This window comes from Herbiconiux sp. 11R-BC (assembly GCF_049472555.1).
In the GTDB taxonomy this organism is placed as follows: Bacteria; Actinomycetota; Actinomycetes; order Actinomycetales; family Microbacteriaceae; genus Herbiconiux.
Genome location: NZ_JBCEBO010000004.1, coordinates 398,682 through 405,534 on the forward strand (window position 1 = coordinate 398,682; position 6,853 = coordinate 405,534).

Sequence of the window (6,853 nt, forward strand, 5' to 3'; positions counted from 1 at the left end):
TCTCAGCACCAACAGCAACGAAGCGATAAAGAGAAAGGTTTCAAGGATGAAACGCAGCAGTACCCGCACCCTGGCCGTCGCGGCTGTCGCAGCCCTGACCCTCGGTGGCCTCTCCGCCTGCGCGAGCACCCCGAGCGCATCCGACATCAACGGCGAGCAGGTCACCATCACCATCGGCAACCAGCCTCCCGCCACCCAGGAGGCCGAGCTCGCCTACTTCAACGAGAAGCTCGCCGCGTTCAAGGAGCAGCACCCCAACTGGACGATCGAGACCTCCGAATCGGTCTGGGACGCCGAGACCTTCCCCGCCCAGCTGGCCGGCGGCAACCTGCCGACCGTCATCGGCGTGCCGTTCACCGAGATGAACGGCCTGATCGCCCGCGGACAGGTCGCCGACATCAGCCAGGCCCTGAAGACCACTGGCCTCTCGGACGTGCTGAACCCCTCCACCCTCACCGTGGCGCAGGACGCGAAGGGCCAGAGCTACGGCGTGCCCACCGACGCCTACGCCCTCGGACTCGCCTACAACCGAGAGCTGTTCACGAAAGCCGGCCTCGATCCCGACAAGCCGCCCACCACCTGGGACGAGGTGCGCACGGATGCGGCCGCGATCGCTGCCGCCACCGGCCAGACCGGTTTCGCCCAGCTCACCAAGGACAACCAGGGCGGCTGGGTTCTCACCGGTCAGGTCTACAGCCGCGGGGGCACCATGGAGAACGAGGACGGCACGACCGTGACCTTCGACTCGCAGCAGACCCGCGATGCGCTCCAGTGGCTGCACGACGTGCGCTGGAAGGATAACTCCATGGGCTCCAACTTCCTGCTCGGCGCGGCCGACCTCGCTCAGCAGTTCGCCGCCGGCACGGTCGGGATGTTCGTCATCCAGTCCGCCTCGTACCAGCCCGTCGTCGAGGTGTTCGGCATGCCGTCGAGCGACTTCGGCTTCACCACGCTGCCGACCGTCGACGGCGGCGACCCGGTGACCCTCTCGGGCGGCAACGTCGAGATCGTCAATTCCACGGCGACCGAGGCCCAAAAGGTGGCCGCCCTGGAGTGGGTCGATTTCTACCAGCTGCAGAAGTACCGCGACAAGGACGCGGCGATCGCCGACGCCAAGCTCAAGGTGGCGCAGGGCACGGCCGTGGCCATCCCCGGCCCGTCGCCGGTGACCGAGGAGCAGTACCAGACCTACCTGGGCTGGATCGCCGACCTCAACAACGTGCCGACGGCCAACTTCCAGCCCTACCTCGACAACGCCGCCAAGCAGACGGTGCTGCCCGAGCCGGCGACCGATTCGCAAGACCTCTACGCGGCGCTCGACCCCGTGGTGCAGGCCGTACTCACCGATCAGAACGCCGACATCGACGCACTGGTCACCCAGGCGGCCTCGGCCGTGCAGGCCAAGATCGACCGCTGACCGGCGGCGGGAGCCACCCCAGCAAACCCCGGTGGCCGGAGCGGAGGGCGCAGCCCCCGCTCCGGCCACCGATCCAGGAGAGACCGATGAACACTGTCCCCACCATCGACGCGCCGCCGGTCCGAGACGACCAGGCGCCACCCTCCACGGCGAGGCCGGCAGCAGCGCCGCGGCGCTCCTCGAGCGTCGTGCGCTGGTGGCGCCGCGGTGGCCTGAGCGCCGTCGGGCTCGCCCTGCCCACCCTGCTCGTCTTCGGCTACTTCTCCTGGAAGCCGCTCGTGCAGGGCATCACGATGAGCTTCCAGAAGTGGAACTTCGTGGCCGACCCCAGCTGGGTGGGACTGTCGAACTTCGAGTACGTGCTGAGCGACCCGCTGCTCGGCCAGGCCGTGCTCAACACCCTCTACTTCACGGTGCTCGCCATCCTCTTCGGCTTCCCGTTGCCGATCCTGCTGGCGGTCGCCGTCTCGACCCTGCGGGGACGCACCCGCCGCCTCGCCTCCTTCCTCGCCTACCTGCCGGTGATCGTGCCGCCGGTGGTCGCCATCCTGCTCTGGAAGGTGTTCTACGACTCGAGCGAGAGCGGGCTGTTCAATCGGCTGCTCGGCTTCGTCGGCATCCCGCCTCAGCCGTGGCTCAACGACGCCGCCACCGCGATGCCGTCGATCGTGCTCGAGGCCACCTGGGCCGGCGCCGGAACGGCCACGCTCATCTACCTCGCCGCGATCACGAGCGTGCGGCCCGAGCTCTACGAGGCGGCCGAGCTCGACGGCGCGGGCATCCTCTCCCGCATCTGGCACGTCACGCTGCCGCAGCTGCGCACCGTCATCCTCATCATGCTGCTGCTGCAGATCATCGGGGCGGCCCAGGTGTTCGCCGAGCCCTTCCTCTTCACCGGAGGCGGACCGCAGAACGCCACGCTGACGGTGCTCGTGCTGCTTTACCGCTACGCCTTCAACGAGGGTGACTACGGCGCAGCGACCGCGCTCGGCGTGCTGCTGGCGCTGGTGCTCGCGGGCCTCTCGGCCCTCTACCTGCTCGTGACGAAGAAGTGGAACGACTGATGACCTCGACCCTGATGCAGCGCCGCCGGAGCCGCGAGCCCGAAGACCAGTCGCGCACCCTCGTCTCGCCCCACGACCTCAAGAACCCCGCCAACCGCGTGATGGTGCGCATCGTGCACGTCGCCGTGATCGCCGGCATCGTCGTCGCCGGCGCAGGCCCCCTGATCTGGCTCGCCTTCGCGTCGCTCAACACCACCCAGGAAGTGCTGCGCAATCCCTTCGCCGTGTGGCTGCACGCCGACGAGTGGGGCAACTACGCCGACGCCTTCGGACTGGTCGACATCGGGCACTACCTGCTCAACACGGTGTTCGTCGCCGCGGGAGCGTGCCTGGTGAACCTCGTCGTGGCCTGCACGGGCGCCTACGTCATCGCCATCCTGCGGCCGAAGTGGGGCGGCATCCTGAGCGGGGCCATCCTGGCCACGCTGTTCCTGCCCGGCATCGTCTCGCTCGTCCCGCTCTACCTCACGGTGCTCGACTTCCCGCCCTTCGGCTGGAACCTGCAGAACACCTTCTGGGCGGTCTGGCTGCCCGCGGGCGCCAACGCATTCAGCGTGCTGATCATGGTGGGCTTCTTCCGGGCGATGCCGCGCGAGCTGATCGAGGCCGCGCGCATCGACGGCGCGGGCAACCTGCGGCTGCTCTGGTCGATCGTGCTGCCGCTGTCCCGCCCGATCCTGGGCGTGACCGCGCTGCTGGCCATCATCGCGGCCTGGAAGGACTACCTCTGGCCCTCGCTCGTGCTGTCGAACTCGGCCGTGCAGCCCATCTCGGTCGCCCTGCCGATCGTCGGCAAGATCACCGACCTCTCGGTGTTCCTGGCGGCGCTGTTCGTGGCGACGATCATCCCGGTGGCGCTGTTCATGCTGTTCCAGAAGCAGATCCTCGCCGGGGTCGGCATGACCTCGGGGCTCAAGGACTGACCACAGGCCGATGGCCGGGTCGGCTGGCCGGCGGCCGGGGCCGGGGATGTCAGCCGATCAGGGCCTCGAGCACCAGCGAGCGCGTGCTCGGCGGCCCTCCGAGCGTCGAACGCCCGGTGACGAGCATGCCGGGAACGGTGCGGTTGACCGCATCGGCCGCCGCATCCGAGCCCTCGGGGGAGGTGGCCGCGCCGGCGGTTTCGGCCGCCTCGAGCCGCGACACCACCAGGTCGACGGCAGCCGAGCCGACCGCGTCGAAGCGCAGATCGACCGAGGTGAGGAAGCCCTCGTTGCTCGCGGCCATGCCGGCCGCGTTGTCGACCCCGATGATGGCCACGTCGTCGGGAACCCGCACACCCGAGGCGAGCAGCTGGGCGTAGAGCCCGATCGCGATCTCGTCGTTGCCGGCGAAGATCGCGTCGTACTCCAGCCCCTCGGCCACGATCCGGCGGGTTGCTTCGAAGCCCCACTCGCGCCGGAACTCGCCGTAGAGCACGGGCGCCGCGAGCTCGAGACCGTTCGCCTTCAGGGTCTCGCGCAGTCCGCGTTCGCGGTCGCGCACCGAGTTCAGCCCCGACTCGGCGGTGACGTGCAGGATGCGCGAACGCCCGATCTCCACGAAATGCTGCGCCGCGAGCACGCCGGCGTGGGCGTCGTCGGGCAGCACGCTGGTGTCGGCCGGGTCGTCGGAGCGCGAGAGCGCGTAGACCACGGGACCGGTGAACTCGTGCGACACGGAGATGCTCTGGAAATCGGTGCCCTCGCCGAGAACCACCACACCGTCGACGTGCCGCGACTGCAGCCGCCTGACATGCTCGCGGCGGAGCCGGCGGTCGTGGGCCGCGTCGTAGAGCGTGCTGGCCAGATCGACGTCGCTGAGCGCGCGGTTGGCACCCACCAGCACGGGCATGCAGAAGGCGCCCGAGGCGTTCTCGGCGAGCACGCCCACGGTGTTGCTGCGGCCCGAGGCCACCGAGCGCGCGAGGGCGTTCGGGCGGTAGTCGAGCCGCTCGGCGGTCTCGAACACGCGCTGCCGCGTGGCCGGGGCGACACGGCCGGAGCCGTTCATCACCTGGGACGCCGTCGCGATCGACACGTTCGCGGCACGCGCGAGGTCGATCAGCCTCACCGGCTTCGTGCCCACTCGCGCCTCCCTGCGATGTCCGCGGCCCCGCGTCCGATCCCCCGTCGTCGACGTCGCTGCTGCCGATCATACCCGCCGCGGTCGCGCCCGTGCCAAACCGCTTTATCCGACAACCACCGCGAAGGCCCCGTCATCTCGGCCCCGCTCAGCTCGCGAGCAGGCGCGCGCGCTCGGCGTCGACGTCGTAGGAGGCGGGGGGCCAGGTGAGGTCGAGCGCTCCGAGCACCTCGGCGAGCAGCTGCTGCACCGCGAAGGCCGAGTACCACTTGTGGTCGGCCGGCACCACGTGCCACGGCGCCGCGTCGGTGTTCGTGGCGCCGATGGCGACCTCGTAGGCATCCTGGAACAGCGGCCAGAGCGCGCGGTCGTCGACGTCGGCGGGCGAGAACTTCCAGTGCTTGTCACTTCGGTCGAGGCGTCGCAGCAGGCGGTTCTTCTGCTCGTCCCGGCCGAGGTGGAGCATCACCTTGACGATAGTGGTGCCGCCGTCGACGAGCCGCTGCTCGAAGTCGTTGATCGCGGCGTAGCGGCTCACGAGCTCCTCGGACGAGATCGACTCGTGCACCCGGGGCACGAGCACGTCCTCGTAGTGCGAGCGGTCGAACACGCCGATCTGGCCGGGCGCAGGCAGCTGCTTCTCCACCCGCCAGAGGAACGGATGCGCGAGCTCCTCGGCGGTCGGCTTCTTGAAGGCGTGGTGCGTGAGCCCCTGCGGGTCCATCGGACCCGCTACCCGCTTGACCACGCCGCCCTTGCCCGCGGTATCCATGCCCTGCAGCACCAGCAGCACGGAGCGGCCCGAGCCCGCGAGGCTGTCGGCGAAGAGCTTCTCCTGCAGCTTCGCGAGCGTGCGGGCGGTGCCGTCGAAGTCCGCCTGGGCGGCATCCTTGTCGAGGGCACCCGGGGTGGCCCCGGTGTCGAGCGAGGCCAGGTCGAGCGGGGTCGCCGCCCGGAGGCGCCGGCTCCACTCACCACTGCCTGCCACGTGCTTGCTCATGAGCTCTCCCTGTTCATTCGGCCGTGTCGTCGGCCCCGCCGCAGAGCGGGGTGAGGATGTGGGGCGCCTGCGCGGCGGTGGGGCGCATCACAGGGGCTTGGACATGTTGATGGCCGTGGGCTCGTAGCCGAGCGAGGAGTAGAGGCCGTGCGCCACGGCGTTGTGGGCGAAGACGTTGAGGCCGAGCCTCGTGGCGCCGCGGCGACGAGCCTCGTGCTCGCCGAGGGTCATTGCGGCGCGGCCGTAGCCCTGGCCGCGATGCGCCGCGGCGATCTCGACGTCGAACACCCACCACTCGGCGGGCCGCTCGGGTGAGACCGGGCCGAGCCAGAGGGCGCCGACGACCGCGTCGCCGTCCATCACCTCGAACACGAGCTGGCCCGCAGCCGGGCGGCCGTCAGGAAAGTACTCGGCGCTGGATTCGTCGGCGCGCTTCCGCGCGTAGTCGGGGCTGTCGCCCGCCTCGATGCGTTCGCGCACGTACTCGGCGTCGGCGTTCGCCCGCCACGCGGCGAGGGCCTCGTCGGGCATCGGTCGCAGCGTCACAGCCATGCGCTGAACACTACCGAGCGCGGGCTCCCGCCGCATCCGGGATGCGTTGGGCCGCCGCTTCGAGCTAGCCCGCGGCCGCCGCCTCGCGGGCACCGTCCGCCTCCGCGCCCCACAGCACCGCCCCGTCGCCGCCGGCCCCGAGCCGGTCGCCCGCGTTCTGCAGCTCGCAGTTGGTGAGACTCAGGCAGCCGCAGCCGATGCAGCCGTCGAGCTCGCTGCGCAGGTGTTCGAGCGCGGCGATGCGCGCATCCAGCTCGCTGCGCCAGCCGGCCGAGATGCGCACCCAGTCGGCGCGCGTGGGCGTGCGGCTGTCGGGCAGCGCATCCAGGGCCTCGCGGATGGCGGCCAGCGTGATGCCCACCCGCTGCGAGGTGCGGATGAACGCCACCCGCCGCAGCACGTCACGGCGGTAGCGGCGCTGGTTGCCCGCGGTGCGCTCGGCGACGATGAGGCCGTGCTGCTCGTAGAAACGCAGGGCGGAGACCGAGACCCCGCTGCGCTCCGAGAGCTGACCGATGGCGAGCAGGTTGCGGGCTGGGTCGACGCTGGGCATGGGCTGAAACCTCCTTGACCTCGACCATAGTCGAGGTTCTAACGTGGAAGGCATGACCGAATACACGCTGCCCGACCTCCCGTACGACTACGCCGCTCTCGAGCCCCACATCTCGGGCAAGATCATGCAGCTGCACCACGACAAGCACCACGCCACCTACGTCGCCGGCGCCAACACCGCCCTCGCCGCCATCCGCGACGCCT

At 70.2% G+C, this 6,853-nt stretch carries 7 protein-coding genes and 1 pseudogene; 4 read left to right on the top strand and 4 right to left on the bottom strand.

Features of this window, described 5'->3' with window-relative positions:
• Positions 1–46: 46 nt before the first annotated feature.
• From VD659_RS12730 to VD659_RS12740, 3 genes are all read left to right on the top strand, one after another.
• On the top strand, positions 47–1,417 hold the full coding sequence (locus VD659_RS12730; RefSeq protein ID WP_423261436.1) for a sugar ABC transporter substrate-binding protein: 1,371 nt from the start codon (positions 47–49) through the stop codon (positions 1,415–1,417).
• 86 nt (positions 1,418–1,503) lie between these two features.
• On the top strand, positions 1,504–2,481 hold the full coding sequence (locus VD659_RS12735) for a carbohydrate ABC transporter permease (RefSeq protein WP_423261437.1): 978 nt from the start codon (positions 1,504–1,506) through the stop codon (positions 2,479–2,481).
• The gene (locus VD659_RS12740) at positions 2,481–3,404 is read left to right on the top strand and encodes a carbohydrate ABC transporter permease (protein WP_423261438.1); all 924 of its coding nucleotides are present in this window, start codon (positions 2,481–2,483) and stop codon (positions 3,402–3,404) included. Before VD659_RS12735 ends, VD659_RS12740 begins: the two co-directional genes overlap by 1 nt.
• A 49-nt stretch (positions 3,405–3,453) precedes the next feature.
• Here the strand turns inward: VD659_RS12740 and VD659_RS12745 are convergent, their stop codons facing one another.
• The 4 genes from VD659_RS12745 to soxR form a co-directional block, all read right to left on the bottom strand.
• Positions 3,454–4,548 (bottom strand): LacI family DNA-binding transcriptional regulator, encoded by a 1,095-nt coding sequence (locus VD659_RS12745; protein WP_423261439.1) that lies wholly within the window; start codon positions 4,546–4,548, stop codon positions 3,454–3,456.
• Between the two features lie 145 nt (positions 4,549–4,693).
• The gene (locus VD659_RS12750) at positions 4,694–5,545 is read right to left on the bottom strand and encodes a PPK2 family polyphosphate kinase (RefSeq protein WP_423261440.1); all 852 of its coding nucleotides are present in this window, start codon (positions 5,543–5,545) and stop codon (positions 4,694–4,696) included.
• 87 nt (positions 5,546–5,632) lie between these two features.
• Positions 5,633–6,097: a GNAT family N-acetyltransferase gene (locus VD659_RS12755; RefSeq protein WP_423261441.1), complete on the bottom strand. Its 465-nt coding sequence runs from the start codon at positions 6,095–6,097 to the stop codon at positions 5,633–5,635.
• A 64-nt stretch (positions 6,098–6,161) separates the two neighbouring features.
• On the bottom strand, positions 6,162–6,650 hold the full coding sequence (gene soxR / locus VD659_RS12760) for a redox-sensitive transcriptional activator SoxR (RefSeq protein WP_423261442.1): 489 nt from the start codon (positions 6,648–6,650) through the stop codon (positions 6,162–6,164).
• Between the two features lie 52 nt (positions 6,651–6,702).
• Between soxR and VD659_RS12765 the strand changes: the two are divergent.
• Positions 6,703–6,853, top strand: a pseudogene (locus VD659_RS12765) (superoxide dismutase); the annotation flags it as partial.

Excerpts from the sequence above, each read along its gene's own strand:
- VD659_RS12730 (WP_423261436.1), top strand. The coding sequence starts at position 47 with ATGAAACGCAGCAGTACCCGCACCCTGGCCGTCGCGGCTGTCGCAGCC.
- VD659_RS12735 (WP_423261437.1), top strand. The coding sequence starts at position 1,504 with ATGAACACTGTCCCCACCATCGACGCGCCGCCGGTCCGAGACGACCAG.
- VD659_RS12740 (WP_423261438.1), top strand. The coding sequence starts at position 2,481 with ATGACCTCGACCCTGATGCAGCGCCGCCGGAGCCGCGAGCCCGAAGAC.
- VD659_RS12750 (WP_423261440.1), bottom strand. The coding sequence starts at position 5,545 with ATGAGCAAGCACGTGGCAGGCAGTGGTGAGTGGAGCCGGCGCCTCCGG.
- VD659_RS12755 (WP_423261441.1), bottom strand. The coding sequence starts at position 6,097 with ATGGCTGTGACGCTGCGACCGATGCCCGACGAGGCCCTCGCCGCGTGG.
- soxR (WP_423261442.1), bottom strand. The coding sequence starts at position 6,650 with ATGCCCAGCGTCGACCCAGCCCGCAACCTGCTCGCCATCGGTCAGCTC.